Source organism: Brakhagea baltica, from assembly GCF_052161605.1.
Lineage (GTDB): Bacteria > Planctomycetota > Planctomycetia > Pirellulales > Pirellulaceae > JBKCUI01.
The window spans coordinates 2,964,056-2,990,901 of sequence record NZ_CP197409.1 but is presented as its reverse complement, the minus strand read 5'-3'; the positions used below and the strand labels follow the sequence as shown (position 1 = coordinate 2,990,901).

At 52.0% G+C, this 26,846-nt stretch carries 23 protein-coding genes; 17 read left to right on the top strand and 6 right to left on the bottom strand.

From position 1 onward, the window contains the following. Positions 1–291 precede the first annotated feature (291 nt). The 4 genes from SH449x_RS11085 (at position 292) to SH449x_RS11070 (ending at position 5,315) form a co-directional block, all read left to right on the top strand. On the top strand, positions 292–930 hold the full coding sequence (locus SH449x_RS11085) for a cytochrome c oxidase subunit 3 (protein WP_482381402.1): 639 nt from the start codon (positions 292–294) through the stop codon (positions 928–930). Positions 931–1,077: 147 nt separating this feature from the next. Beyond that, positions 1,078–1,449 (top strand): DUF3127 domain-containing protein, encoded by a 372-nt coding sequence (locus SH449x_RS11080; RefSeq protein ID WP_482381401.1) that lies wholly within the window; start codon positions 1,078–1,080, stop codon positions 1,447–1,449. 71 nt (positions 1,450–1,520) lie between these two features. After that, positions 1,521–3,584, top strand: coding sequence for a S46 family peptidase (locus SH449x_RS11075; protein ID WP_482381400.1), 2,064 nt, complete (start codon positions 1,521–1,523; stop codon positions 3,582–3,584). A 30-nt stretch (positions 3,585–3,614) separates the two neighbouring features. Then, positions 3,615–5,315 carry a glutamine--tRNA ligase/YqeY domain fusion protein gene (locus SH449x_RS11070; RefSeq protein ID WP_482381399.1) on the top strand — a complete coding sequence of 567 codons (1,701 nt, stop codon included), beginning with the start codon at positions 3,615–3,617 and terminating at the stop codon, positions 5,313–5,315. A gap of 305 nt (positions 5,316–5,620) precedes the next feature. Here the strand turns inward: SH449x_RS11070 and SH449x_RS11065 are convergent, their stop codons facing one another. The 5 genes from SH449x_RS11065 to SH449x_RS11045 form a co-directional block, all read right to left on the bottom strand. Continuing rightward, a complete protein-coding gene (locus SH449x_RS11065) occupies positions 5,621–6,451 on the bottom strand; it encodes an SIMPL domain-containing protein (protein WP_482381398.1) in 831 nt (276 codons plus the stop codon). A 25-nt stretch (positions 6,452–6,476) separates the two neighbouring features. Beyond that, positions 6,477–8,570, bottom strand: a complete 2,094-nt coding sequence (locus tag SH449x_RS11060; RefSeq protein ID WP_482381397.1) for a glycoside hydrolase family 32 protein — start codon at positions 8,568–8,570, stop codon at positions 6,477–6,479. A 2-nt stretch (positions 8,571–8,572) separates the two neighbouring features. Continuing rightward, entirely contained in the window at positions 8,573–9,460 is an 888-nt protein-coding gene (locus SH449x_RS11055) for a carbohydrate kinase family protein (protein ID WP_482381396.1), read from the bottom strand. Positions 9,461–9,462: 2 nt separating this feature from the next. Further along, the gene (locus SH449x_RS11050; protein ID WP_482381395.1) at positions 9,463–10,818 is read right to left on the bottom strand and encodes a sugar porter family MFS transporter; all 1,356 of its coding nucleotides are present in this window, start codon (positions 10,816–10,818) and stop codon (positions 9,463–9,465) included. 496 nt (positions 10,819–11,314) lie between these two features. Beyond that, positions 11,315–12,367, bottom strand: coding sequence for an integron integrase (locus SH449x_RS11045; RefSeq protein WP_482381394.1), 1,053 nt, complete (start codon positions 12,365–12,367; stop codon positions 11,315–11,317). Positions 12,368–12,930: 563 nt separating this feature from the next. Here SH449x_RS11045 and SH449x_RS11040 point away from each other — a divergent pair. From SH449x_RS11040 to SH449x_RS11010, 7 genes are all read left to right on the top strand, one after another. Then, positions 12,931–13,242, top strand: a complete 312-nt coding sequence (locus tag SH449x_RS11040) for a hypothetical protein (protein WP_482381393.1) — start codon at positions 12,931–12,933, stop codon at positions 13,240–13,242. After that, a complete protein-coding gene (locus tag SH449x_RS11035) occupies positions 13,239–13,811 on the top strand; it encodes a hypothetical protein (protein ID WP_482381392.1) in 573 nt (190 codons plus the stop codon). Before SH449x_RS11040 ends, SH449x_RS11035 begins: the two co-directional genes overlap by 4 nt. A gap of 108 nt (positions 13,812–13,919) precedes the next feature. Further along, complete coding sequence (locus tag SH449x_RS11030) at positions 13,920–14,294, top strand: hypothetical protein (RefSeq protein WP_482377421.1); 375 nt, start codon at positions 13,920–13,922, stop codon at positions 14,292–14,294. Positions 14,295–14,799: 505 nt separating this feature from the next. Continuing rightward, on the top strand, positions 14,800–15,726 hold the full coding sequence (locus tag SH449x_RS11025; protein WP_482377426.1) for a tyrosine-type recombinase/integrase: 927 nt from the start codon (positions 14,800–14,802) through the stop codon (positions 15,724–15,726). After that, a complete protein-coding gene (locus SH449x_RS11020; protein ID WP_482381391.1) occupies positions 15,669–17,102 on the top strand; it encodes an IS91 family transposase in 1,434 nt (477 codons plus the stop codon). The genes SH449x_RS11025 and SH449x_RS11020 overlap by 58 nt, the downstream gene beginning before the upstream one ends. A gap of 378 nt (positions 17,103–17,480) precedes the next feature. Next, entirely contained in the window at positions 17,481–17,840 is a 360-nt protein-coding gene (locus tag SH449x_RS11015) for a hypothetical protein (protein ID WP_482381390.1), read from the top strand. 140 nt (positions 17,841–17,980) lie between these two features. Beyond that, entirely contained in the window at positions 17,981–18,322 is a 342-nt protein-coding gene (locus SH449x_RS11010) for a hypothetical protein (RefSeq protein WP_482381389.1), read from the top strand. 868 nt (positions 18,323–19,190) lie between these two features. Here SH449x_RS11010 and SH449x_RS11005 read toward each other — a convergent pair. Further along, complete coding sequence (locus SH449x_RS11005; protein WP_482377413.1) at positions 19,191–20,543, bottom strand: IS110 family RNA-guided transposase; 1,353 nt, start codon at positions 20,541–20,543, stop codon at positions 19,191–19,193. Positions 20,544–21,485: 942 nt separating this feature from the next. Between SH449x_RS11005 and SH449x_RS11000 the strand changes: the two genes are divergently transcribed. From SH449x_RS11000 to SH449x_RS10975, 6 genes are all read left to right on the top strand, one after another. Further along, complete coding sequence (locus SH449x_RS11000) at positions 21,486–21,929, top strand: NADAR family protein (RefSeq protein ID WP_482381388.1); 444 nt, start codon at positions 21,486–21,488, stop codon at positions 21,927–21,929. A gap of 107 nt (positions 21,930–22,036) precedes the next feature. Beyond that, complete coding sequence (locus tag SH449x_RS10995; RefSeq protein ID WP_482381387.1) at positions 22,037–22,480, top strand: Imm50 family immunity protein; 444 nt, start codon at positions 22,037–22,039, stop codon at positions 22,478–22,480. 269 nt (positions 22,481–22,749) lie between these two features. After that, positions 22,750–23,154 carry a hypothetical protein gene (locus SH449x_RS10990; RefSeq protein WP_482377899.1) on the top strand — a complete coding sequence of 135 codons (405 nt, stop codon included), beginning with the start codon at positions 22,750–22,752 and terminating at the stop codon, positions 23,152–23,154. Positions 23,155–23,267: 113 nt separating this feature from the next. Next, complete coding sequence (locus SH449x_RS10985) at positions 23,268–23,804, top strand: cytochrome P460 family protein (protein WP_482381386.1); 537 nt, start codon at positions 23,268–23,270, stop codon at positions 23,802–23,804. A 489-nt stretch (positions 23,805–24,293) separates the two neighbouring features. Continuing rightward, on the top strand, positions 24,294–25,220 hold the full coding sequence (locus SH449x_RS10980) for a tyrosine-type recombinase/integrase (RefSeq protein WP_482377426.1): 927 nt from the start codon (positions 24,294–24,296) through the stop codon (positions 25,218–25,220). Next, complete coding sequence (locus SH449x_RS10975; RefSeq protein WP_482381385.1) at positions 25,163–26,596, top strand: IS91 family transposase; 1,434 nt, start codon at positions 25,163–25,165, stop codon at positions 26,594–26,596. Before SH449x_RS10980 ends, SH449x_RS10975 begins: the two co-directional genes overlap by 58 nt. Positions 26,597–26,846 lie beyond the last annotated feature (250 nt).

Sequence of the window (26,846 nt, the reverse complement as noted above, 5' to 3'; positions counted from 1 at the left end):
GTGACCGATCTAGGTTGGGTGGGGTTTTTTCGTTTCCACTTCCAGCGTGTCCCGCTTATGACTCGGTGCGAATCCCGGGTCGGTGCTTTTCGGGGGCGTTTGTTTCTTTCATTTCCGTGGGTGCGAGTTCTGTTGCTTGTCGCGTCCAATCGGTTGACAAGATGCTAAATTGGCTTGAGATTAAGGCGGCTTAGTTTGTTGCTTGAAGGCCGATTGCGACGGTCTTAAACAGATAGCAGTCTGTCGCGTGCCGCCGCTTGCTTCGCACAACCATAGAACGCAGGATTATTTGTGACCTCCGCAGAACTGACTCAAGGAAATAGTGGCTCGGGACGCGTTAACGGAATGTTACCTGCCGACCGACGTGCACTTCAAGGAGCCTGGCTCTTCCTTGCGGCCTTGGGGGTGTTCTTTTTTGCCAGCATCTTCCTTTATGTGATCTATGTTTTTTTACGACTTAAGCCGGAGGCCGAGATAGAGGCGACACCGCTCAAGCTGCCGCCACTTCTTGTGCTTTCTACGGTCGTTCTGCTGGGGGTATCGGGGCTGATAGAACTGGCGTACCGCAGCGCCCGACGCGACAGAGAAGGGATCGTGAAACCGTCGCTGATCATAGCAACGATATTGGCATTTTTGTTCACGGCGACCCAAGCTCTGGGCATGTCAGGAATTGTAAAGGGAATGCTGCAGTCGGGCAGCCTGACTGACGGTGCTCACGCTTTTACATTCGTCATGATTCTCGTTCACGCATTGCACGTCGTTGGTGGAGTGGCGGCCCTGGCAATTTGTGCCATAAATGCTTGTCGAGACAAATACGACCACGAGCGAACGATTGGCCTTAGGCTTTGCGGCTTGTATTGGCACTTCTTGGACGTCGTCTGGTTTTTCATGATGGTTGCGTTTCTTATCGCGAACATCGCTCTCAAATAACCGGCCCACCCGTAGTGGATCTTGTCAAAGATCCCTCTACCCTGGAAAAACGCCGCTAGGACTGCAAGCGAACAGAGGAATCGGTTACACTACGTTTCTCAGTTTAGGCAACCGATTTAGCACTTCTAACGGCGACAGGCCCCACTTATGTCAAATCCCAAAGTACGCGGCATCGTTCATGTCATCGAAGACACAAAAACCTTCGGTCAAAAAGGGTTCCGAAAGAGAACGATTGTTCTGGAGCAAAATACGGGGCGTTTTACCAACTACATCCCGTTGGAGTTTACCAATGAAGGCTGTGAATTAGCCGACGATCTAAGAATCGGCGACGAGGTTGATGTGACTTACCGTCTGAGTGGCCGCAAGTGGCAGAAGGATCCATCGAGCGAAGTTAAGTATTTCTTGAGTGCAGAAGCGTTGACGTTTTCCAAGGCTGGGGCTCGGACCGCAGAGATGGACGAGGATGACATCAACAGCGAGTTCTCTCAAGCCGGCGCGGACGACGACGCACCGTTTTAAGAATTAGAATTTTTTGCGTTCTCGCATTGGCATTGGTTTGAAGTCTTCAGTTTATTTCTAGGGGCATCTTGATGTTAAAGAATGTAGTTTGGAATCGAAAGGCGGTTGCTATTGCGATTGCACTCGGACTATCCATTTCCACGGTTCGAGCAGACGAAGGAATGTGGCTTTTCAATGCGGTCCCCAAGACTCAGCTCAAGGAGACTTACGGATTCGAACCGACTCAGGAGTGGCTTGACCACCTCATGCTCTCCAGCGTTCGATTCAACTCTGGTGGCTCAGCGTCATTTGTTTCTTCAAATGGACTCGTCCTGACCAACCATCACGTTGCGGCGGACACACTTTACAAGCTTTCGACGCCAGAGAATAACTACAACGAAGATGGATTCCTCGCTAAATCGATGGCCGAGGAGATCAAGACTCCTGACTTGGAGCTGAATCAGCTAATCTCGATCGAGGATGTAACAGAAAAGGTTAACGCTGCGGTCAAGCCAGACATGTCGCCACAAGACGCGAGCAAGGCTCGACAAGCGGCGATGGCGAACATCGAGAAAGAGTCACTCGATGCAACGGGCCTCCGAAGCGACGTCGTTACCCTGTACGGTGGCGGACGGTACCATCTCTACCGATACAAGCAGTATACCGATGTGCGATTGGTTTGGGCGCCAGAAGCTGCTGCTGCGTTCTTTGGGGGGGATGCGGACAACTTTGAATACCCGAGATACAACTTGGACGTGACCCTGTTCCGTGTTTACGAGGACGGCAAGCCAGCCAAAATCGATCACTTCCTAAAGATGGATCCTGCTGGGGCCAAGGAGGGGGATCTGGTCTTCGTCTCAGGAAATCCAGGCCGCACGCGACGGATCTTCACGAAAGATGCGATCGAGTTTCAACGAGACATCTCCATGCCTCGCGTCATGAATTATCTTCGTCGCAAAGAAATTCTGCTTCAGCAATTCGGTCTAGCCGGTCCTGAACAAAAACGTCGTGCCAAGGATGATCTATTCAGCATCCAGAATTCTCGAAAAGCCTACACTGGCATGCTGCTTGGGATTCAGGATCCCAGCTTCGTGGAGGCAAAGGCACGCGAGGAGGCAGAGCTAAAGAAAGCCATCGCCGCAGACCCGAAAATGAGCGGGCTGGCGGATGCGTGGGACACCATTCGCGACGTGCAGAAAAAGCGGGCTGAGTGGCTGAACAAATCTGTCTCGCTTAGGTCTCAGATTTATGGTATCGCGGAAAACTTGGTGCTCATGGCCACGGAAGATGCCAAACCAAGTGCAGAGCGGCTCCGAGCGTTTCGCGATAGCGGGCGAGATTCTCTTTTACTCGGCCTTTTCTCTGAAGCGCCGCTTTACGAAGATCTCGAACGGACAACCTTGGCAGACGAACTGTCTCGACTGATCGATGATCGCGGCGGGAACGATCCTGTTGTCGTGAAAGCTCTTGCTGGCAAGAATCCTCGTGAGCGGGCGACCGAAATTATAGCCGGCACCAAACTGTTCTCGGTCGATGAGAGAAAGAAACTTGCCGCCGGAGGCTTGTCTGCAATCGCTGAGTCCAAAGATCCCCTGATCGTGCTAGCTCGAGACCTGGAACCTGAGTTCCGTCGAGTCTATGAAGCGACAGACGGTCTAGAAGAACGTGAACGACAAGCATACGCGAAAATCACCGAAGCAAAGTTTTCTGCGATGGGAGATAAACTCTACCCTGATGCCACGTTCACTTTGCGACTCGCTTACGGTGCAGTACGGGGTTATGAATCCAATGGCCAATCCATTCCCGCAAGCACGACCATGGGAGGGGCTTTTGAGCACGAAAAGAAACACCTCTCCGAAGGGGATTGGGTACTACCCAAGAGTTGGAACGATGCTGCATCCAAGATAAAGCTGGATACACCTCTCAACTTTGTATGCACCGCTGACATCATCGGAGGAAATTCCGGTTCCCCAGTTGTGTCCAGAGACGGAGCTATGGTTGGGATCATCTTTGATGGAAACATTGAAAGCTTGCCCGCCGATTTTTACTATTCCGATAAGGTTGGTAGAGCTGTTTCCGTACACATTGCCGCCGTGCTTGAATCCTTGCGATCCATTTACGGGGCATCGCATCTAGCGGACGAAATGGGCAAGTAGGCGCGCTAAAGGAACTCGAACAAGGACGCAATGAACGTGAGTGAACAGGAATCGGCAGAACCGGTAGTTAAAAATTTCATCGAACAAGAGATTGAAAAAGACTTTGCAACCAAACCGACGCTTGCTGGGAAGAAGGTCGCGACCCGGTTTCCTCCCGAGCCGAATGGTTACCTCCACATTGGGCATGCCAAATCGATTTGCCTGAATTTTGGTTTGGCGAAGACTTACGGGGGGACATGCAACCTGCGGTTCGATGATACTAATCCTACTAAGGAAAACGACGAGTACGTCAACTCCATCATGGAAGACGTTCGTTGGCTCGGTTTCGAATGGAATAATCTCCACTACGCTTCCGATTACTTCGAACAACTCTACGATTGGTCCGTGCAGTTAATCCGCAAGGGACTGGCGTTCGTATGTGATCTCAACGCAGATCAAATGCGTCAATATCGGGGGACACTGACGGAGCCCGGTACGGAGAGTCCGTTTCGAAATCGAACTGTAGAAGAAAACATTGATTTGTTTACTCGCATGCGAAACGGCGAGTTCCCTGATGGTGCACGCACCCTGCGAGCCAAGATTGATATGGCTTCGCCAAACTTCAATCTACGCGATCCTGTGATGTACCGTATCATGCGTGCCCATCATCATCGCACCGGTGACAAATGGTGCATCTATCCTATGTACGACTGGGCACACGGCCAGAGCGACTCCTTGGAAGGCATAACGCACTCGATTTGTACGCTGGAGTTTGAGAATCACCGTCCGCTTTACGATTGGTTCTGCAAATCGCTGGAAATCTACCATCCACGACAGATGGAGTTCGCTCGGTTGAACTTGAATTACACCGTGATGAGCAAGCGAAAGCTGCTGCAGCTTGTGACCGAAAAGCATGTGACAGGTTGGGACGATCCTCGCATGCCGACCATCAGCGGTCTTCGTCGACGAGGCTACACGCCAGAAAGTTTGCGAATGTTCTGCGAGCGAATCGGAGTGGCCCGATTCAACGGCACAATCGATGTTGTTGTCTTGGAGAACAGTGTCAGAGACCATTTGAACGCGATCGCGCCCCGATTCATGGCAGTCCTCGATCCGATCAAGGTTGTGATTACAAACTATCCTGATGAGCCTGAGTTTCTCGAGGCTGTCAACAATCCAGAAGACGAGACTGCTGGCGTTCGTGCGATTCCTTTCTCCAAGGAAATTTTTATCGAACGTGAAGACTTCATGGAGAACCCTCCCTCGAAATTCTTCCGCTTGAAACCGGGCGGAGAAGTCAGATTACGCTACGCGTACGTCATTCAATGCAATGAAGTCGTCAAGGATGCATCTGGCAACATCGTACAGTTAAACTGCACTTACGATCCCGAGACCAAGAGCGGTAGTCCTACTGCGAGCCAAAAGAAAGTGAAAGGCACCATTCACTGGGTATCGGCTTCTCATGCGGGTGATGTCGAGGTTCGGCTCTATGATCGGCTCTTCCTGAGTGATAACCCTGAACATGCAGAGGAAGGAAAAACCTTCCTGGATAACATCAATCCGGACAGCATGAAGGTCGTGACCGCGAAGGTAGAACCGATTTTGCTCGAACAAGACCTGGGCGCAAGAGTTCAGTTTGAGCGAAACGGCTACTACTGTGTCGACGTTAAGGACTCACAACCCGGCAAATTAGTCTATAACCGAGTTGTGACTTTGAAAGACACGTGGTCCAAGATCGCCTCCAAGGCGTAGGCCTCCTATTTTTCGTTTAACCGCACGGGCATCGCCCTGCGTTAATGCCTCTAACCCGGCCCAGACCGCGCCGCTTAAACCACCTCCCCCTTCCAGCTACTCATCCCCCAAGCGTCAGCGCGATGGTTTAACCGCACGGGCATCGCCCTGCGTTGAGGGCTCTAGCCTCTTCACCGCCCATCAACAGCGCCAGGCCCCCCCTCCGCCGGTTAACTTCGGGTTTCGTCGCCCCATGGCGACTCCCGGCTCGCTCCGCATCCCCTGTCACCGTACAGCTTGCACCGTTACGCTCCTGTTCGCGCGTCCTAGCGTGGGAGTTCGGCTGGAGCCGGCTTGCTCAGGAAAAAGATGACTCGCACATTAGCCGAGATGGCAATTTCACCACCCGTGCTGGAGCTCTCTCCACCTGCAGGTAGCGCAACCTGTGCACTGTTGGTCATAAACGGTAGAGATCTAGAGCTGTTTTCTTCTACGAGTTTGACTCCGGCTAGCGTAACTCCAAGTTCATTGGCCATGGCGGTTGCTTTTTCTTTGGCCGCTTTGACCGCTTCCAATCGAGCTTGGTCGCGGAACTTACGTAGCTCACTCGTGCGGAACTGCACTCCGTCGATTCGGTTGACTCCGAGCTGTAGCATCCCCTTATAGATCGGCTCAAACTTGGCGACATCGCGAATAACAATCGAGAACGATCGAACCGCCGAGTAACCAATCGGTTTTAAGGGATCAGCACCCGGCTCTCCAGTCGCTGACGAAAATGGGTCACTTGGTAGGGCAGACACACCGTATCTTGGTTGCGATTGGGGATACTCCGGTCTCAACGTCAGGTACTCTGTTCGAATGTGTCGATCCTCGATTCCCGATTTCTTCAGAAAATCCCGGACCGCTTGAACCAGCTTGTCGTTCTGCTCCGAAGCTTCGAGTACGGTCTTACCGCGAGAATCGATGCTAGCCGACACGAGCACTTCATCCGGAATGGCATAGATCTCAGCGCTACCATTGACATCGATCGTCGACTCGTCCTGAGCAGACAAAGACCCAGCTCCCATTAACGCCAACAAAAACGCAGCCTTTTTCAAAAAAGCATAGCTTGAACTAACGGGTGCGCCTAAGTAAATGCGACAGTAACGGAAAATCATCTTGACACCTTTCTTCGTAGTGTTTTCATCGAGATTGCCATACGCTATTGAGCTCCCAAAGCTTCGCATCAACAATTTTGGCCGAGGGATCTCCAACAAAGGCCTCGATCCATGGTTGCTGCCCGCCCGGGAAAATGCGATCGCTAATGACAGCCTCGCCATCGTTTATGAAGACTTCAATACTTGATCGATCGACAAGTATGCGTAGCTCCACTTTGCCATCGATCAATCTTGCCGGGGCATCATGTCGCCCAGGGAATGCCGGATGAAATGACACGTTGCCAGACTTTGTACGATCAACGTAGACACCAAGGTTCTCGCGATCATAGCCAATCTCCGTGAATTCGTCATCTTGAGTGTGAATTCGAAATCCGAGAGAGCGAGCCTTACCTGGCTCCCAATGCGTTAGCAACTCGAAACGCATGTCCTCCAACTCCCCTTGTGAGGTCAGTTTCTTCGGGGGCCAACCCAAATTCTGCGTCGCGAGACTACGTGGCTTTACGCGAAGCGTCTCCAGTTCGTGAGCAGGCTTTTGGACGAGCACGTAGGTCGCAGGCTCTTCCGCGTTATAGGAAAGCTTGCGCAGTGACAACTCGCGTGGCACGGTCATGCAGCCTCGCCAGGGATCGGTCGGGATCAAGCATGTCTGCCAGTTATTAAACCAGCCCAGCCATACACGACGAGCATCAGTGCGAGGAAAGTTGTCAAAACTGATTGGTGCATAAAAATCCCGTCCGTAGTCGACCCATTGCGCTTGCTGTATCGCTTGAAAACGAACTCCATCAAAGTGCCCAACAAAGTATTCGCTGCCACTGCCACCTGCAATCGATCCGTCTCCCATATCCGCTTCGAGCACCCACATCTTCTGGCCTGCCTCGTTTTCGATTGGTAGCTCAAAGAGATCGGGACACTCCCAATTAGGTTTATGCCTGACACCAGCAGGTCCAAAGCGGCTCAATTCACTCCAGCTCTTGAGGTCGGGCGAACCGAATATGCCAATTACTTTCTCGGTCGCAAAGGCTACCACCATGACCCATTGGGCAGATGGTTCGTGCCAGAAAACTTTTGGGTCGCGAAAGTCAGCCAGCTCGAGGTCAATAACAGGATTGCCTTCGTAAAATTCCCAGCTTCGACCATTGTCATTGCTGTACGCGAGATTTTGTACCTGCTTGCCAGGCTGGTGGCCGGTGTAAATGGCGATCATGGGTGGTTTGTTGTCTAATCCGAAACCCGAAGTATTGCGGTGATCGATCACGCAGCTTCCACTGAATGCCATGACTCCATCTGTTTCCGGCAGTGCAATCGGCAAGTGCTCCCAATGGACCATATCTTTGCTTACAGCATGCCCCCAGCTCATATGTCCCCACTCATTGCCGGCAGGATTGAATTGAAAGAACAAATGATACTCGCCGTCGTGATAGACCAATCCGTTGGGATCATTTAGCCAATTGAGTTCGGAACTGAAGTGGAATTGAGGCCGCAAGGGTTCGTTCATATATCGCGTTGAGTTGCGATATGCCGCCAGCTTTGGAATCAAACCAAAGCGATCCGGCGGTTGATCTGTTTGGATAATTTGATCAACGCTGATATGCCCCCATCCGTCCACCGCATTATCAAAAATGCGAATCGTTCCTTGTTTGCCTAGAAATTCCGATACATTCCATTCCTTCCAAAGAAGCTCCTCGGAATCATCACCCGTGCTGCGGCGTGCGACCATTCCATCGACCAGCAACTCGACTCCAACCACGCCAGGTTTGTTTCCTCCAGCGATAAGAAATGCGATATGGGCTCTTTCGATTGTAAAGGTGGGGCTCGTGAGAGTCCCCGTCGTTACGTCCCCTCCCCAATACGAACTTGCTAGTGCGCTACCTTGGTAGCCTGTCACTTCGGTTTGATTCGGAAGCGTACCACGTGCTGGTTGTTTGCCAAACGCATCCCCCTCAACAATCCATTGATCGTACGATAACGACTCGAAATCGTTGATCACCAAATCGGGGCGAGTGAGCTTCGGTTCCTCAGCGAACGAGCTCCTTGTCACGGTCAGTAGAGAGCAAACTAAAGTCAGTACCAGTAAAGGTAGCCGACTGGCCAGAGCTGAGCATCGCAGAAAGTAAATCATCGTTAATCAAGATCTTGATAGCGGAAAGGAATAGGCATGGTAGCACCAGGGTTGCTGCAAACATAACTGGCGACTCGAATCGCTTTGCGATTGATATCGTCGATGCGATCACCGGCGAGTAAGCCTAGCGTCAGAGCAGCGGTATAAGCGTCACCTGCACCGACTGTATCCGCAACCTGAGTTGTTTGCGGTGGCTGCTCGCTCCATTCGCCTTGAGAGTACAGAATTGCTCCTTCGCTCCCTTTGGTCAAGGCAATCGTGTTGAGCTCAAACCGCTCGGCGAGTTGCGATATCATGTCTTGATCTGAGCCTTTGCAATCGCAAACGTTTGCGACGATCGGCAGTTCTAGCTCATTTAGTTTGAGGACATTGGCTAGTGGTATCGATTCTCGGATCAGTGGATCGTCGAAGTAAGGAGCGCGAAGGTTAATATCGAGTATCCTTAATGCATGGCGAGGAGTTTGCTGGAGGAATTGTCGCACGGTCTCCCGAGTTAAGGAGCCCCTTTGTCCGAGCGTTCCAAAACAGACCGCATCACATCCGGCCGCAATCTCTGCAAGTTTGGTATTCCACTGTAGAAAGTCCCAGGCCGAAACGGGGTCGAAAACATAGGTCGCGACACCCGCTGCGTCTAGTTGAACGTTCACACGTCCGGTCGCAGCCGAGTGTTCCTGGACTGCATCGGTTTGCACGCCGCGAGATTGCAACAACTCCACTGCTCGATGACCTAACGAGTCTTGGCCGACCGCACCAACGAAGCGTACGCCGCCAGGTTGTTTCAATAGTTCCGACGCAGTGCATGCGAAATTCGAGGGAGCTCCACCAAATCGTTCTTCATCCGGAAAAACGTCCCATAAGATCTCGCCGATGCCGACAATACTAAACCCCACTTCTAGACCTCGCTATCGATTCCGAGTTTTTCTGCCATAGCTTCCAGAGGCACTCCCTTCGTTTCCGGTACGAAAAAGAGAACCCAAATTAACTGCAACACCATCATAAAGCAAAAGAAGCCGAATAGAACCCACGGTGGCAGCGATACCGCCAGACTTGGGAAGATCATAGTGAGCAGAGCAGCGAATAGCCAATGCGTCGAACTTCCTAATGCTTGTCCTGCTGCACGATGCCGATTGGGAAATATCTCGCTAATGAGAACCCAGATAACGGCACCTTGTCCCATCGCATGGGCAGCTATGAACGCAAAGATGCACCCGGGCACGATGGCGTAGGTTTGAGTGTAGAATGCCCATGAGCAAAGTCCCAGCGAACCGATATAGCCCAGCGATCCTATGAATAGAAGGGTGCGTCGCCCCAAACGATCGATGAGCCATAATCCAACGTAAGTGAAGATAAGATTGGTGATACCAATTCCGACAGATTGCAAAAGAGCTGAGCTTTCGGCCAATCCCGTCCATTCAAAGATTCTGGGGGCGAAATAGAGGATAGCGTTGATCCCAGAGAGCTGGTTGAAAAACGCGACGAAGAATGCAAGTAGAATGGGGACTCGAAGCCCCCAAACGAAGAATGGCTTTCGCTGAGCATGCTGATGGCCACTCATCTCGACGGTTTGGACCAACTCTTGTAGTTCCTCATCAGAGGCATGGGGACTGATCTGTCGGAAAATGCTAATCGCTTTTTCCTTGTCATGGCCTTTGACGATCAACCAGCGGGGGCTTTCGGGGAGCGTGAAGCACATGATGGTATAAACCAAGGCCGGCAAGGCTTCGATCCCGAGCATCCAACGCCAAGCGAATTCGCCATTTACATATCTGCCAATCAGGTAGTTTGAGACAAAGGCGATGAGGATGCCAAGAACGATGTTGAATTGGAAAAGCCCCGCCAATCGGCCTCGGTGGCCTGGAGGTGAGATCTCGGAGATGTAGAGCGGAGACGCCACGGTTGCGACACCTACGCCCACACCTCCAATGAATCTAGCCAGCATAAAAGTTAATGCTTCGGGTGCCATGGCTGAGCCTATGGCGGACAAAACGTAAAGCCACCCGATGGCTTGCAGTGTTGTTTTACGACCGAAACGATCGGTCGGCCAGCCACCGACGAGGGCCCCCAGGACGGTCCCCCATAGAGCAGAGCTCATGCACAGACCGTGCATGGTGCTGTTCAGCTCCCACAGCGATTGAATCTTCTTCTCCGCTCCGGAGATTACGATCGTATCAAAGCCAAACAGGAATCCGGCTAATGCAGAAGTGAGTGCCCAGAAAAACAGGCCCGAGAGGAACGATCGCTGTGCCATGGGAGAGATGGGTTGGAGGGAGTCATAGACTGCTGTTACAGTTGCCAGTCAAAACTGCGAACTGGGGTTTGATCGCAATGTTGACCGCTGTCCAGTCTAGCACAGATTACCACCCAACATACTGTCAACTGATAACTGTTAATGGTTGACAGCCATCATTTGTTACCTATCGCAAAGCGATACCAATCGTAGCGGTACGGGCGCGAGCCCTCCGGTAGGGCTCCAGCACGCCAACCGCCCATCAACTCCCCAGTTAATCCCACTCTCCCCGGTCTGGGTGGCACGCTCTGAGGAACGCAGGGCGTGGAGGTTCGCCGTTTAGGGAAACTCATCGCAAAGCGATACCAATCGTAGCGGTACGGGCGCGAGCCCTCCGGTTGGGCTCCAACGCCCCGATCGTCTACAAGCTTTGCCATTAAAGCCCCTAGGCCGTCAACCTCATGCCCCCCCTCACCGCAGCCTCGTTAGGCATTCCGTTATACGATACGTCCCCTTTCTACAGTCTATCCAACGGGCTTTCCACCCCGCTCGCTCCTAACCGACTGACGTGCGTGTAGATCATCGTTGTCGAGACATCCGCATGCCCCAGCAGTTGCTGAATCGTTCGAATATCTTTGCCAGATTCCAGCAGGTGAGTCGCAAAGCTATGGCGCAACGTGTGACAAGAAACCTTTTTGTGGATCTCCGCTTTTTGTACGGCCGTTTTTAATGCCGCTTGGACTGAGTTCTCATTCACATGATGTCGTCTTAGTTGAGATCGATCCCCATCGATCACATGCTCGTCCGGGACTCCTTCGACCGCTTCACGTGGATGCGAGTCATAGGAGAGATTCTTGGCCGGGAACAGATACTGCCAGGCAAGCTCTCGTCCAGCTTCCGGGTATTTCACCGCCAGAGCATAGGGCAACCAGACCCAACCAGCACCGACGAGCAAATCGTGTTCGTGAAGCTTTTTGACCAAATCCATTTGGTGTTTAAGGTCAGCGACCAGCTTTTGGGGGAGCGGAACCGCACGATCCTTTTCCCCTTTTGCTTCCCGGATGATGATCTGCTTGCGTTCGAAATCGATGTCCTTGAACCGCAATCGACAAGCTTCCATGAGCCTCAAGCCACATCCATAGAGCAAGCTGCAAATAAGCTTCTTAGGCTTAGGCTGGACGAGTTCCAGGATGCGAGCCACCTCGGGTGCAGATAGCACGACAGGCAGTTTAGAAGGCTTCTTTGCCCGTACGGCATCGAGTTGAAAATCAACCTTGAGAACCTTCGAGTACAGGAACAGCAGTGCCGAGAGGGCCTGGTTTTGGGTACTGGCAGCCACTTTTCGTTCGACCGCCAGATGCGTGAGAAACTCGTTAATCTCTGGGGTCCCCAATTGGAGGGGGTGAACCCAATCCCCTCGCTGATCGCGGTGGTAGATGAAGTATCGATTGATCCATCCGACGTAGGCTTCTTCGGTGCGTTTTGCGACGTGAAGCGTACGAGCCATTCGGCGGACCTGGGTGATTAAGCTAGCGTTTTTCGTCTGAGGATTTGGTTCTGCTTCGTGCAAAATGGAGTTCCGTATATGCTGGAAAAGGCAAATTCATTATAATCTTGAAAAATCAAAACCATCATATCCGAGCAATGTCATTTGCGACAGTAGGGTGGTGGGGTGAATGAAAGTCAGAAAATCCTCCCGTTTTTGCGAGAGCCAAGTTGCCAACGCTGGTTGGATTATGGTAAACTGCGACCCAGCGGAATTATGGGAAATTCCGTATACAATATGTTAGCTAGGAAGTAACGCGACCAGCAGAAAAGTGTGTCGCTTGCACTCCTGCCCCTACTGAATGTTGAAGTCCCCTGTGGTACGATAGTCCGATGTCAGAGACTGTGTCTGACTGAGGATGACACGTCAGCAGTGCGGACGACGGTACTCGACCTCCGGGCAAGAACGCGTGTTCCGCTAACCAGCGGATGCATTCAACGTCTCGATTCCGGGGGCTTGGGCGGTCCACGATCCCCACTCGACGTGAATGATCCTTTTTCGTTCGCCAGCGCAACCAACACCGGCCAACGCCGCAACATCAACGCCGACTTCTGTCGCATCCTTTCGCGGCCGCTCAGTATGTGTTGGTGAGCAACATTCAGCCCAACAACTCACCGACACAGCACCTGAATCCCTTGCTGACTTATGTTGTAAGCCTGCAAGACGAGTTCAAGCATCATTCGCGGGCAACGTCCAACGCGACACATCCAACGCCCGAAACGCTACGGACTTGTGATGCAAACGTCAGCGGAGACCGCAAGCGTCAATTGATTGCCAGCTACAGCCTGAATCCCAACGCCTGCCCCAATGCCCAGAACCCCATGCTCGATGTTGCTCCGCGTTGCGGCGCAGGATACATTGATGCAGTCGCATTCGTTGGCGATTCTCAACCCAGATGATGGCGAACCAACGGTTGCACCGCAGATCGCGAGTCGACGCTTTTGAAGTGGTAAATCACTCGCGCGATCGCGGTGAACCGAATCGTTACGCAATTGAGGATGCCGTGCCATTTGTTGACGATGTGATAGACGCATTGCATACGCAGTTCACACAACAAGTACCCGGCTCTAGTTTTGCAAACAATGAAGCCATGGAAGCACTTCCTCGCGTAGCAGAATTGATTGATCCAATCGAAACCGTTTTGACGGACGGCAAATTTCCGGCTGAATTCAAATCGAATCACACAGTACGACGAAATGTGTCCGGTTTACTTGAGATATACTTCAGACTGGCCGACAGTGTTCGGCACGATACCGTACCGTTTTTGGAACGCCTTGATCCCGAAATCCGTCACGAAGCTTTCCGCAAGATTCTCCAGATTTGGGGATCGAACGCGTATAATCGTTTACCGTCAATCTGTTGTCGTTTGTACCGATACTTTTGCGACTCGCTTGGCCCTGACGAACATTGGACTGCTGTACTGAATCGGTATCAACGCATCGGCAAATTGACACTGCGGGATGCGTAACAATCCCATGCACCGAAGCCCCCGACGGTGCGTTTTTGACTTTAGAGACATCCTCTGCAGGGGCTCGGTGATGGGTGTCGTTCTGAGAATGCAGACAGCAACGAGGAAATGACCAACGGAAATCTTCTTCCTGAAATACCTGGAATCCGCATTACTAACTCGCGAAACATCGGACTGGCGATTCGATTCGAGTTTTTTATCGAGCGAGACGCAATCGATGTCGCCATTATTGGTTTACTCGAAGCGCTCGAACGTTTCGATGAATTCGCGTTGGCCGATCACCGCAAGGGTGACTATGAAGCATGCTCGATATTTCGAGCAACCTCTGCCGGGTTCGAAATGATGACTGGTGGACATGGTTGGTCCAGCGAATGGCACAATTTGGATCATACCGCCGCGCTGATTGAAATGAACAGACTCGCAGAATACAATCACGGTCCACATTGGAGCAATTGTGGCCACTTGATTGCACGTGGGGCATGAACTTACAACACAATTCTCAGAACAAAATGTTGGACCGAAGCCCCCGTCGGTCCTTTTCGAACTTTAGAGACCGCGTTGACGGGGACTCGGTCAACATGGCCGTTGAACTAAATGGCTTTGCTCTCTTCAATACCACCATCGGATTCAAGCTCTTATATCCGATGATAGCTTCGGTGCAGTAGACTGTTCCTCGCCTTCTGCTTGCGTGCTCGGAAGAACGGATGACTGCGTCGCTTTCTTGCTTGCAAGCAGACAAAGCCTTTTCTTTTCTCTTGTCTCATTCACACCACTACCGGCCGCGCTATGCCTTACCCCATCCGCAAACTCACCCAACACCACTTCCGGTTGTAACGATTACCAATCACAAATACTTTTCAACCCGTAACGAAGATTCCGATTAAATCACTTGCGCTATTTGTAACGCTAATCATCCTGATTTGTAGAGCCAGCTCTTTCGTTCTAGCTGGCCATTTTCACTTTCTGTTTCAGGATTAGGAACCGAGTTATGACTCCCTATCACAAACGTGTTACGGCCTTTACCAAACGCATGGCCGAAGACATGCAACTACGCAATCTCTCACCCCGAACCATCGATGCCTACACCTATCACGTCGATCGATTCGCCCTACGGTTCGGAAAACACCCCGAAGAATTAGGACCAGATGAGATCCGAGAGTTCCAACTCTGGATGATCAATGAGTTGAAATCCTCTTGGAGCCAATTCAATCAAGCCGTCTGTGCCCTGCGATTCTTCTACACCGTGACTGCGAAGCGAGATTGGGTCGTCAAACAAATCCCTTACGGACAACGTCCCAAAAAGCTACCCGTTGTCCTCTCCGGGGACGAAGTCTCAAGAATCATCGCATGTATCACCAATATCAAGCACCGTACGGTCCTGCTGACACTCTATTCTGCTGGGCTGAGAATCGCCGAGGGGCTCCAATTGAAGGTGTCGGATATAGACTCCCAGCGAATGATGCTCAAAGTCACGCAGGGCAAGGGAGCCAAGGATCGATATGTGCCCATCTCGCCACGATTACTGACAGCCTTGCGACTCTACTGGAAGGAATGTCGCCCGTCCGATTACCTCTTCCCGGGCAGGACCGACGATACACCTCTCAACAAAGCAGTGGTTCAGAAAGCTTGCTCGCTGGCAACAGCCCAAGCCAAGATCAACAAGCACGTCACGCCTCACACGATGAGGCATTCCTATGCGACGGGGTTACTCGAAGCGGGTGTCGATCTCATGGCCATCAGCAAGCTACTGGGACACAGCAGCTTCTTGACCACGATGGTCTACTTACACTGTCGTCGCCAACACTTCGAAAACTCCCCCAGCCCGATCGATTGGCTTCCGGTTCGGCAGTGTCCGAAGTGGATCGATCCCACGTTCCGAAGCGATGCTCCCCCCGAAACCGGTACCAGACCGTAAGGAAAGCGTACAATGAGTCCGATTGGCCCGATCCCGCTCCGTCGGTCCATAGCCTGATCCTCAAGCATACCAATCGCACGCTACGCAAGCATGGGCGAGGGATTCCACAGCATGTAGAGAATACGCTTCTCCGCATGCATTACTGCCGAACCCCGGTACTCGGTACCAGGCAGTATCGCTGCGTTCCATGCAACTATGAGAAAACGGTCTACAACTCCTGCGGTGATCGAAACTGCCCCAACTGCTCGGGAGCCAAGCGACGAGATTGGCTCGATAAGACCCGGGAGCTTGTCGCTCCCGGAGTCACCTACTTCCAAGTCATCTTTACGCTTCCCGAGGAATTGTCTTCGCTAGCACTTGGTAACCGCAAAGAGATGTACGATCTCTTGTTTCAAGTCGCTTGGCGATGCCTGAGTCGCAAGATCGAGAAGGAGCTAGGGATTCGGAGTGCCGGGCAAGCCGTCTTGCACACGTGGAATCAAAGACTGGGGCATCATCCGCACGTGCACTTGGCTGTTCCCGGCAACGGCCCCAGCTTAGACGGCACGCGATGGGTGGCTTGCAAAACGACCAAGGACGGACAACCCTTCCTAGTCGACAACAAGGAACTCAGTGCCGAGTTCCGCAAGGAGTTCCTGAGCGAACTCGAGATCTTAATCAGCAAGAACAAGATCCGGATCGAAGAGCCAGGTTATATCGCAGAAGTCTTAAACGACTTAGCAGAACGGAACTGGAATGTCTTTATAGAACGTCCTCCGAAACCGGACATGCCAGCCGAGCGGATGTTCAAGTACTTGGCTCGCTACATGACCGGAGGTCCCATCTCGGATCTCAGGATCTTGGGAGAAAAGGATGGTCGCATCTGGTTCTTAGCCCGTAGCCTTAGGAAAGGAGAAGGCCAAATCGCAACATCGCTGGAGAGCGTCGAGTTCGTCAGGAGTTGGTGCATGCATGTACTTCCCAAGGAGTACACCAAGGTCAGGACCTATGGAGCGTGGAGTTGCTCGAAACGGACCAAGTACCGGCAAGACTGTGAGCGATTGCATCCTGCGACCGTCGAGGAGTCGGAATCGACAAGAGTAAAGACGGAATTGGAAAAACCAAAAACCAAGACCGCCCCGAATTGCCCGCACTGCGGGCAGTGCATGGAGGTGCTTCGGTGCGATGATCGCCCGAGTTGGAGAGAAGTCATTCTAAAGAACGACCACCCTGGTTGGTACAAGCCAACGGATGTCGAGTGCGAGTTCCCGCCAGAACCGAAACCGTCTTGGGAGCATGCTTACGGATCGCAGACTAAGAAAGCGAGCGAAGAGCCCGACCTCTTCGACGAGATCATTGCCATGCGAGAGAGCTTAGCCGAGTTGAATACGGCCTGACAGGCTCAAAGCATAGCAGACACAAACAACAAGACTATTACAACAGCCGTTTAACGAGCAAGCCGCTCGAGCACGTCCACACCTAGGAAACACTCACAAAGCCAGCAGTACCAAGACCCATCGCATGGCCCGCCCTCTCAATGCAAGCGGGTTTAGCGAGCGATAGAGCAGGTTACTTAGGAGTCTACACAGAGCTCAGGAGGAGCGAAAAGGAAAAGAATCCGCAGTTAGGTTGCAAACCGAGTCCGGTCAAGCGATAATCTTTCGGGATGCGGAGCAAAGCCATACAGTTCAACGCACAATCTATCCCACCGCTCCGTTACACTCCGGTAGGGATAGATTGCATTTCGTTCGTTTATATAACCAAGGTGATTCTGAATGAGACGGATTGCATTCATGACGTTAATCGTACTGTTTGGATCATGCGTTGGTTGCGTGACGATTGATGACAACGCTCGCGGAGTGAGGGACGCAAAGAAGAGGATACAAAAGGGGGAGCTTGTTAAGACTATGCCGATGGGGTTTTATAGTTTCTCAGACGAAACTCCAGAATACTGGCGGATACTTCGTGAGCAATACGGTATCAGGCATGAAATGACGATGGGGAAATCGGAGGAGTATGTTCAAGGATTCGATTCCGTGATGAAGCCGGAAATAGACCGACGATTCGACGGAGAGTTCTTTGACAGAATCTGGAAGCAAGCTGCGGAGCAGCACGCAAAGAAAAGTCAGGAGTAGTTCATCGCAAAGCGAGGACGAACAAAATCGTGCACCCAAGTCGCGGGTCGGGTGCTTTTACTTTTAGAGACGTTACTTGCCGCGACTGGGTGACGATGGTCGTTCGTCCACCTAGGACCTGATGGAAGTTGCGTAGAGAAATGGACGACTCGCTGAACGCCAACATTGCTGCGTTAAAGACGTGCTGGAATCGCGAATCGTTTCATGACATGTCTGTGGAATCAATCCACAGGCGAAACAACCGCGTGATTATTGTCCTAAACGAGTATGTCCTGATTCTGACGGGCACAAAGACCTACAAACAAGCGATTGACGAATTCCCAACATCTTGGATTGCTTCGACTCTCGAGGAGCGTTCAGGGACTGGGAGGCTAGTTGTCACACTAGAACTTGGGACAATTGATTGCGACTTTCTCAATCTTCGATTGATTCGAAGAAGCGACTATGCCATACTCATTCCTAAAATTGATCCTAGTCGTTAGTAGCGTTGAGACGAACAATGCATTGGACCGAAGTGCTCGATCGACGCGCTCTGACACGGTGACTTTATCTCCTCGCACTCGGTCAATGCGAGCGACTATGAAGTCCAAGGTTTGCAAGTGACGGTCGCCACTGTTTTTAATATTTTTCGAGGCTACATCATTTTGAGGTAAGGTTAGGTGTCTTCGTCGTAGCCGCTTGTCGATCGCTCACCCCGGCGAAGTGAGTCTTCGAACGGAGCGCATGGCGATCGACAAGCGGCGCAGAGGATGACACCGGGAACTTGCTGATTTGCTTCTTAAGGTCTCGCTTTACTCTTCGCACTTGCTTATTCGTTCAAGGATGGTTGATTAGACGACTATTCGAGGTGTGAATGCCTTGTCACTCTTGTGAAGCCTATCGGCTTGCATCCCCTCAGTTATCCATGCACGGTTCCACTCATCGCTTGTTAGCTATGAATTCTCATCGTGGTTGGCTGCAGCTTGCCTGTAGGCTTCTGGATGCTTCGCATCGCTGAGCAGCAAGCTACCTTCCGTTATGGGGTTGGCACATTCTTTAGGGCGACGTGTCTGGTCATCTCGGCGAGTCTCTTACGAGTCCTCGTGTCCTATGTGAGACGACCGCGTCAACTGTGTTTAGTGCTCAACCTCGTGGGTAGGTCTTGTCCTTGGTCAAATTCGTTCGGTGCTCGTTGTAAGGCATTCTCCTGAGAAGGGGTAAAAGGTTCGTAAAGGGCTTGGAGGTCCGATTCGTTACGACGATGTCGTGTGCATCAGCCAGCGATACTGGTTGTCCTCCAAGCCTTGGGGCTATGAGGGCGAACAAGGCTTATTCGTTCGACGATGTGTGTTGCTTAGTGATGGCAACTCATCAGACCGCGGTTTCGAGCTTTCTTGTTCGCCTTGGATTCGTGGTTGGTTTATCTTTTGTTTTTGTCGGCTTTCCTTTAGGTGCTATGGTCTTAGGTTTTCGCTTAGCGGGCCTAGCGACAGAGCTCTGTACCGACGATCGTTTGGGAGTGGATTCGGTTGGTCGTGAAGCGATCTTGGGAGCCTGGGCAGCTGCTTGTTTCGCAGCGCGTTCCTCGCTGATCCTTCGATTCTTTCGCTTGTGACGGCATTCCTTTTTGGGCATTTCGAGTAGTTTCTCTTTTAGGCCTAGAGGGATGCGGCCATAGGACTCGGTCACTTCGATCATACGTTTTGGTTCCCAGTCTTTTTCATCACGAAGTAACGCCCATGCCAGAACAGCGATCTTGCGAGCCAATGCGATAGCAGCCTTCTTTTTACGAGTCTTTTGTTTGCCGCAGATTCGGTCGTAGACATGTTTGGCCCAGGGGTTATAGCGAAGTGAGGACCACGCGCATTCGACAAGGATCGTTCGTGCCAAGGGGTTGCCTCGCTTGGTGATTCGACCATTCCGATCGGTCTCGCCTGATTGGTACTGACGAGGCACTAAACCGAAGTACTGAGAGACTTGTCGACCGTTTTCGAAACGTTTCGCATCGTCGATGCAGGCGACGAGGATCTCGGCGGTTCGTGGCCCGACACCTGGAATGGTTTGCACACGGATAATTCGGGGATCGATCTTACCGATAGACTCAAGCTTCTTGACCACTCCATCAAGGACGGTCGTGAGAGTATCCATCTGAGTGAGTTCGAGATCGAGTTCCCCCTTCCAAAATTCGTGGGGTTCGCACTCTGTAAGCGGTTTGCGAAAGGAGTTGATCCGTTCTCGTCCTGTATTCCATGCCTTCTCGCCGGTGTCGATCGAGATACCGTGATTGACGAACCATGCTCGGATTTTGCACTTCATCTTGTTGATGCGAGAGTCAAGCGTTTTCCGATACTTCACAAGAGAACGGAATTCGCGGTGGGACTCTGATGGCATGTGAACCGCCTTGAGTTCGTTCATGGCGGCCATGCGGGCCAGCTTCAAGGCATCGTCTTTGTCGGTCTTGCGTTTTACGTTGCTCCACTTCCATGCATCTTCGTTGGTAGAGCAAACGAGGGTTTTGAGACCGAGCGATTGTGCCAGATCGTTGATCCAGCCGGAGGGGCCGCACGCTTCCATGACGACGAGGTCGATCTTGTGCTTCTTGAAGACGGTCTCAAGGTAGTTTCGATCGGTGGTAGCGTTCAGGAATTCATGCTTTCTGGTTTTTGAGTCGAAAAAGCAGCACATTGTGTTGAATTTTCCGAGGTCAAGTGCGAGAATCTTCATGGTATTGGATCCTTGGTTGTGGTGGGTGGTAATGATTGTGACAGTTGTCGTTCACGCGACACGAGATCACGGGTTTGAGTCGCCAGTTTTACACGAATGGCTCCCACCCGCTACACCTTGGACTTACATGGATTCTTTAGCTAAGAAGTAACGCGACCAGCAGAAAAGTGTGTCGCTTGCACTCCTGCCCCTACTGAATGTTGAAGTCCCCTGTGGTACGATAGTCCGATGTCAGAGACTGTGTCTGACTGAGGCTGATACGTCAGCAGTGCGGGCTACGGCACTCGATCCTCCGGGCAAGAACGCGTGTTCCGCTAACCAGCGGATGCATTCAACGTCTCGATTCCGGGGTCTTGGGCGGTCCACGATCCCCGCTCGACGTGAATGATCCTTATTCGTTAGCTAAGAAGTAACGCGACGGCAGAAAAGTTGGTCGCTTGCATCTTGCCCCTGCTGAATGTTGACATCCCCTGTGGTACGATAGAGCGATGTCAGAGATGGTCTCTGACTGAGGATGACGCGTGAGCAGCGCGGACGACGGCACTCGATCCTCCGGGCAAGAACGCGTGTTCCGCTAACCAGCGGATGCATTCAACGTCTCGATTCCGGGGGCCTTGGGCGGTCCACGATACCCGCTCGACGTGAATGATCCTTTTTCGTTAGCTAAGAAGTAACGCGACTAGCAGAAAAGTGTGTCGCTTGCACTCCTGCCCCTGCTGAATGTTGATCTCCCCTGTGGTACGATAGAGCGAAGTCAGAGACGGTCTCTGACTGAGGTTGACGCGTCAGCAGTGCAGATGACGGCGCTCGATCCTCCGGGCAAAAACGCGTGAATTCGCTAACCAGCGGATGCACTCAACGTCTCGATCCTCCGGCCTCGCGCGGTCCATCATCCCTCGCTCGACGTGAGTGATCCTTGTCGTTATCAGACTGAAATCGCACATGCCTGAAACCATCAACTTCTACTTGGTCGACGACGAGTATGGTGCGTTCTCGAATTTCGCCGCGTATCCGATTGAACTCGATGGCGCAACATGGCCTACGACTGAACACTACTTCCAGGCACAAAAGTTTGCTGGGACTCAACATGCTGAGGAGATTCGGCTCGTCGACTCTCCGATGACGGCTGCACGAATGGGACGTGATCGGCAGCGCCCTCTTCGTTCTGACTGGGAGGACGTGAAGGACGATATCATGCGTGTGGCACTCTACGCAAAATTCACACAACATCCTGACCTGAGGGAACTACTGCTTGGCACTGGCGACGCTATGATTGTGGAACACACAAAGAACGACGGATACTGGGGAGACGGCGGCGACGGTACCGGACGCAATATGCTGGGTCAAATGCTTGTCGAACTACGCGCACGAATCCAACGCGGCTGATAACAATCGCGTGCACCGGAGTACGCGAGTCAGGCGGTTTTGAAATTGAGAATCTTTCGCGCGTACCCGGTGACGCGTGCCGTTCGTCGGATCAATCAATAAATGCTATGGATGACACACCAGCGATCGATGGAGCGGAGCTACTTGTTGACCGATTCGGAACTTGGCCATCGTTTCATGACGCAGAAGTCTTATGGATTCGATTAGACCGTTGTAACGGACTTCAGGTCCAAGGGCCGACAGTCGAAATGCTGGTCCATGTATTCGAAATGACATCTGAGGTTACGGAGGACGGGTACTACCGCCTCAAGAATCACTCGCAGGTTCACTTCCGCTTTGAACGCGTGACCGAACTTCAAATCGCCGACTTCAATCATCAAAATGCGATTTTCGGCCTTGCCATTATTAAGGAGACAGGAACCGGGTGGGAGAACAAACACTATAAAGTTACGATCGAATCATCCTATGGTGTCAGCGGAACGTTTAATTGCATTCGCCCAGAGATTGTGTCTGTATCGCCATGCAACGCAGATGGTGCGAGATTGTGCTAGTTGGCGGAAGCGATGGTTACGCACATGGTAGGCGGACCCACCGTTCAATCCGACGAACCAGCGGATGCACTCAACGTCTCGATTCTCCGGCCTCGGGCGGTCTATGCTTTCCCGCTCGACGTGAGTGATCCTTTTCGTTCTGCTATCCAATGGAAACCCCTTACCTACCGCCCACATACGCCAAATCACCTTGTGTCGCCGAGGTAATTCATACGTCAAACAGACTTGCTTTCTCTGACCCAAGTAATCATCGAAATACGAAAGTGCAAATGGTCATTACGGGGTTGGCACTGCCATTTTTTGCTGGCTTGACCTTCGTCGGTGTAACTCGTGGTGCGTACTTGTGGGCTTTCATTATGGGCTCCTTGGTACTCGTCGCTACATCCGGCTGGTTAAGGGCAATTGTCTGGTTCGTACGACCGTTTGAATTCAACGTCGAGTTCAATTCGGAATGTCTGCGTACTTGGGACACAAGGAACGTCGGAACGATCAAGGAGTATCCAAGAACTGAAATTCATAGAATACTCATTGAACGACCAAATGTTACCTTTGGCACGAAATCGAGTCGAATCGAAAAAGGGTTTCCAGGAATCCAGTGGACAGACGCTCGAATTGATGAACTTGAGAACTTTCTTGCGCAACAATGGCCGGAAGTGCGAATCGATCGACTATAATCTCGCAGAACAAAGGGTTGCAGACGAAGCCCTCGATCAGCCGTTTTGACTTGCGTTGAGTCAACCGCTCGGGCTCGCTGAACCCCGACGTTCGTCGCATCAGGAATGCAGACATGAGAACCACGCTATCAATACTTGGCGTTTCCCTGGCGTTGATCAGCCTACTAGTTGCCGCCAATCCTACGACGCGCATGTCGAGTGATCCATTGCGACTCCGCAACATGGATCGTTATATACGTATCACGGAACGGCCACATGAGATGCATGACTCGACGATCGCATTTTGTCGACCACCCGAGGAGGTCGCGTTGAATCCTCACGAGCCCGCGCACCCTGAGACAGCATTCTGCCATGTCTATGTCAACGACAAAGCCAAAGAGCCAATGTTATCGGGAACAGGGATCTACCCTGAAGGATCACTCGTGATCAAGTCTAAACTAGCGACCGTCGACAGCCAGAAAACATTGCTTTTCACTGTGATGGAGAAGATGGCGGATGGCTACGATGCCAATCATGGCAATTGGAAATACACTGTCATAGATGGCACTTCATATCGCCAGGTCGCGTCTGGGCGTATTGATTCATGCATTGAATGCCATTCGCACTACAAAGAAACCGATTACATCACCCGCGAATACCTCGTACAATAGCGACGAACAATCCGATGAACCCAAGCGGCGGATTGGGCGTTTCCTGAAATCAACATTTTTTGGCTGCCGCTGGGTTATCGGTGGCGTTGAACTAAATGGCTTTGCTCTCTTCAATACCACCATCGGATTCAAGTTCTTATATCCGATGATAGCTTCGGTGCAGTAGACTGTTCCTCGCCTTCTGCTTGCGTGCTCGGAAGAACGGATGACTGCGTCGCTTTCTTGCTTGCAAGCAGACAAAGCCTTTTCTTTTCTCTTGTCTCATTCACACCACTACCGGCCGCGCTATGCCTTACCCCATCCGCAAACTCACCCAACACCACTTCCGGTTGTAACGATTACCAATCACAAATACTTTTCAACCCGTAACGAAGATTCCGATTAAATCACTTGCGCTATTTGTAACGCTAATCATCCTGATTTGTAGAGCCAGCTCTTTCGTTCTAGCTGGCCATTTTCACTTTCTGTTTCAGGATTAGGAACCGAGTTATGACTCCCTATCACAAACGTGTTACGGCCTTTACCAAACGCATGGCCGAAGACATGCAACTACGCAATCTCTCACCCCGAACCATCGATGCCTACACCTATCACGTCGATCGATTCGCCCTACGGTTCGGAAAACACCCCGAAGAATTAGGACCAGATGAGATCCGAGAGTTCCAACTCTGGATGATCAATGAGTTGAAATCCTCTTGGAGCCAATTCAATCAAGCCGTCTGTGCCCTGCGATTCTTCTACACCGTGACTGCGAAGCGAGATTGGGTCGTCAAACAAATCCCTTACGGACAACGTCCCAAAAAGCTACCCGTTGTCCTCTCCGGGGACGAAGTCTCAAGAATCATCGCATGTATCACCAATATCAAGCACCGTACGGTCCTGCTGACACTCTATTCTGCTGGGCTGAGAATCGCCGAGGGGCTCCAATTGAAGGTGTCGGATATAGACTCCCAGCGAATGATGCTCAAAGTCACGCAGGGCAAGGGAGCCAAGGATCGATATGTGCCCATCTCGCCACGATTACTGACAGCCTTGCGACTCTACTGGAAGGAATGTCGCCCGTCCGATTACCTCTTCCCGGGCAGGACCGACGATACACCTCTCAACAAAGCAGTGGTTCAGAAAGCTTGCTCGCTGGCAACAGCCCAAGCCAAGATCAACAAGCACGTCACGCCTCACACGATGAGGCATTCCTATGCGACGGGGTTACTCGAAGCGGGTGTCGATCTCATGGCCATCAGCAAGCTACTGGGACACAGCAGCTTCTTGACCACGATGGTCTACTTACACTGTCGTCGCCAACACTTCGAAAACTCCCCCAGCCCGATCGATTGGCTTCCGGTTCGGCAGTGTCCGAAGTGGATCGATCCCACGTTCCGAAGCGATGCTCCCCCCGAAACCGGTACCAGACCGTAAGGAAAGCGTACAATGAGTCCGATTGGCCCGATCCCGCTCCGTCGGTCCATAGCCTGATCCTCAAGCATACCAATCGCACGCTACGCAAGCATGGGCGAGGGATTCCACAGCATGTAGAGAATACGCTTCTCCGCATGCATTACTGCCGAACCCCGGTACTCGGTACCAGGCAGTATCGCTGCGTTCCATGCAACTATGAGAAAACGGTCTACAACTCCTGCGGTGATCGAAACTGCCCCAACTGCTCGGGAGCCAAGCGACGAGATTGGCTCGATAAGACCCGGGAGCTTGTCGCTCCCGGAGTCACCTACTTCCAAGTCATCTTTACGCTTCCCGAGGAATTGTCTTCGCTAGCACTTGGTAACCGCAAAGAGATGTACGATCTCTTGTTTCAAGTCGCTTGGCGATGCCTGAGTCGCAAGATCGAGAAGGAGCTAGGGATTCGGAGTGCCGGGCAAGCCGTCTTGCACACGTGGAATCAAAGACTGGGGCATCATCCGCACGTGCACTTGGCTGTTCCCGGCAACGGCCCCAGCTTAGACGGCACGCGATGGGTGGCTTGCAAAACGACCAAGGACGGACAACCCTTCCTAGTCGACAACAAGGAACTCAGTGCCGAGTTCCGCAAGGAGTTCCTGAGCGAACTCGAGATCTTAATCAGCAAGAACAAGATCCGGATCGAAGAGCCAGGTTATATCGCAGAAGTCTTAAACGACTTAGCAGAACGGAACTGGAATGTCTTTATAGAACGTCCTCCGAAACCGGACATGCCAGCCGAGCGGATGTTCAAGTACTTGGCTCGCTACATGACCGGAGGTCCCATCTCAGATCTCAGGATCTTGGGAGAAAAGGATGGCCGGATCTGGTTCTTGGCCCGTAGCCTTAGGAAAGGAGAAGGCCAAATCGCAACATCGCTGGAGAGCGTCGAGTTCGTCAGGAGTTGGTGCATGCATGTTCTTCCCAAGGAATATACCAAGGTCAGGACCTATGGAGCGTGGAGTTGCTCGAAACGGACCAAGTACCGGCAAGACTGTGAGCGATTGCATCCTGCGACCGTCGAGGAACCAGAATCGACAAGAGAAAAGACGGAATTGGAAAAACCAAAAACCAAGACCGCCCCGAATTGCCCGCACTGCGAGCAGTGCATGGAGGTGCTTCGGTGCGATGATCGTCCGAGTTGGAGAGAAGTCATTCTAAAGAACGACCACCCTGGTTGGTACACATCGACGGAAGTCGAGTGCGAGTTCCCACCAGAACCGAAACCGTCTTGGGAGCATGCTTATGGGCCTTACATTAGGTCTAGGAGTGACGAACCGGACCTCTTCGACGAGATCATTGCCATGCGAGAGAGCTTAGCGGAGTCGAATACGGCCTGACAGGCTCAAAGCCTCGGAGACACAAACAACAAGACTATTACAACAGCCGTTTAACGAGCAAGCCGCTCGAGCACGTCCACACCTAGGAAACACTCACAAAGCCAGCAGTACCAAGACCAAGTCCAAAGTCCGCCATCTCAACGCAAGCGGGTTAAAGGGCGATAGAGCAGGTCACGTAGGAGTCTAAACAGAGCTCGGGGAGGAGCGAAAAGGAAAAGAATCCGCAGTTAGGTTGCAAACCGAGTCCGGT

What these genes read in the sequence shown, in the direction of transcription:
- SH449x_RS11080 (WP_482381401.1), top strand. Translation starts at nt 1,078, where the DNA reads ATGTCAAATCCCAAAGTACGCGGCATCGTTCATGTCATCGAAGACACA.
- SH449x_RS11075 (WP_482381400.1), top strand. Translation starts at nt 1,521, where the DNA reads ATGTTAAAGAATGTAGTTTGGAATCGAAAGGCGGTTGCTATTGCGATT.
- SH449x_RS11070 (WP_482381399.1), top strand. Translation starts at nt 3,615, where the DNA reads ATGAACGTGAGTGAACAGGAATCGGCAGAACCGGTAGTTAAAAATTTC.
- SH449x_RS11065 (WP_482381398.1), bottom strand. Translation starts at nt 6,451, where the DNA reads ATGATTTTCCGTTACTGTCGCATTTACTTAGGCGCACCCGTTAGTTCA.
- SH449x_RS11060 (WP_482381397.1), bottom strand. Translation starts at nt 8,570, where the DNA reads ATGATTTACTTTCTGCGATGCTCAGCTCTGGCCAGTCGGCTACCTTTA.
- SH449x_RS11050 (WP_482381395.1), bottom strand. Translation starts at nt 10,818, where the DNA reads ATGGCACAGCGATCGTTCCTCTCGGGCCTGTTTTTCTGGGCACTCACT.
- SH449x_RS11035 (WP_482381392.1), top strand. Translation starts at nt 13,239, where the DNA reads ATGATGGCGAACCAACGGTTGCACCGCAGATCGCGAGTCGACGCTTTT.
- SH449x_RS11030 (WP_482377421.1), top strand. Translation starts at nt 13,920, where the DNA reads ATGACCAACGGAAATCTTCTTCCTGAAATACCTGGAATCCGCATTACT.
- SH449x_RS11025 (WP_482377426.1), top strand. Translation starts at nt 14,800, where the DNA reads ATGACTCCCTATCACAAACGTGTTACGGCCTTTACCAAACGCATGGCC.
- SH449x_RS11015 (WP_482381390.1), top strand. Translation starts at nt 17,481, where the DNA reads ATGAGACGGATTGCATTCATGACGTTAATCGTACTGTTTGGATCATGC.
- SH449x_RS11010 (WP_482381389.1), top strand. Translation starts at nt 17,981, where the DNA reads ATGGACGACTCGCTGAACGCCAACATTGCTGCGTTAAAGACGTGCTGG.
- SH449x_RS11005 (WP_482377413.1), bottom strand. Translation starts at nt 20,543, where the DNA reads ATGAAGATTCTCGCACTTGACCTCGGAAAATTCAACACAATGTGCTGC.
- SH449x_RS11000 (WP_482381388.1), top strand. Translation starts at nt 21,486, where the DNA reads ATGCCTGAAACCATCAACTTCTACTTGGTCGACGACGAGTATGGTGCG.
- SH449x_RS10995 (WP_482381387.1), top strand. Translation starts at nt 22,037, where the DNA reads ATGGATGACACACCAGCGATCGATGGAGCGGAGCTACTTGTTGACCGA.
- SH449x_RS10990 (WP_482377899.1), top strand. Translation starts at nt 22,750, where the DNA reads ATGGTCATTACGGGGTTGGCACTGCCATTTTTTGCTGGCTTGACCTTC.
- SH449x_RS10985 (WP_482381386.1), top strand. Translation starts at nt 23,268, where the DNA reads ATGAGAACCACGCTATCAATACTTGGCGTTTCCCTGGCGTTGATCAGC.
- SH449x_RS10980 (WP_482377426.1), top strand. Translation starts at nt 24,294, where the DNA reads ATGACTCCCTATCACAAACGTGTTACGGCCTTTACCAAACGCATGGCC.